Origin of the sequence: Paenibacillus maysiensis (assembly GCF_000520815.1) — a bacterium.
Taxonomy (GTDB): Bacteria; Bacillota; Bacilli; order Paenibacillales; family Paenibacillaceae; genus Paenibacillus; species Paenibacillus maysiensis.
The window spans coordinates 1-759 of record NZ_ASRY01000339.1; the positions used below are offsets into that span (position 1 = coordinate 1).

The following is a 759-nucleotide window of genomic DNA, read 5'->3' on the forward strand; positions in this document are numbered from 1 at the left end:
GCTTAGAATAAATTTTTAAGGCTAATGTTCTTTTCTGTGGTAATGCTAGGATCGCTTACTAAGGTGGCCGTCAACACAAGGGCTTTATTGTTTGCCCCACTACTGCTTCCGGCTTTCACCGTCACACTATTTCCTGTGCTGGCTGTTATGCTCCCCATAATCGGAGTGGAATGATCCTGATTCCGTAGGCTCCACTCTACAGACTGGCCAAACACTTCTGTTCCATGATCATAGATATAGCTGACGTATGAGGAGCTTTGGCCTGTTTTGAGAATGGGATTACCAGTAATGGCTATCGAATAGATATGCGTTCCTGTTTCGACGACTCTCAATTCAATGGTGCTTTGTACCGTCGGGTGATACGTTAGTTTTGCAGTAATACTTGCTTGTCCCAAAGCGATGCCCATAACCTGACCTTGCTGGTCTACACTAACCATACTTGGATCACTGGATACATAGGTGATCGCCGGATTGGTTACCTCATTCCCATTATCCGTAGCGGTCACATCCAACGGTATTGTTTCGTTGAGCAGCACATGAGTTATCGTTCCCTGATGAATATGTAATGCATATGTATGAGTAATCTCGTACTTCCATCTGTCAGCGATGTTATGTTCCACGTCATCATAAGCTGTATTTATGCTATCCAATGTGCAGCTTAACTGGATGATGCCATTCATCGTACGATCCATTCCAACTATTTTAAAAGGTTGATGGGTGATGTAGAATCGTTGGTTCAATGCGATGTTTCGCGTGTCT

1 protein-coding gene is annotated in these 759 nt (G+C 43.9%); it reads right to left on the minus strand.

Annotation, left to right across the window (positions count from 1 at the left end; translation table 11 throughout):
• Window positions 1–2: 2 nt before the first annotated feature.
• Window positions 3–759 (minus strand): Ig-like domain-containing protein (locus L696_RS0127095; RefSeq protein ID WP_025686437.1); only part of this gene is annotated, 757 nt, incomplete at its 5' end.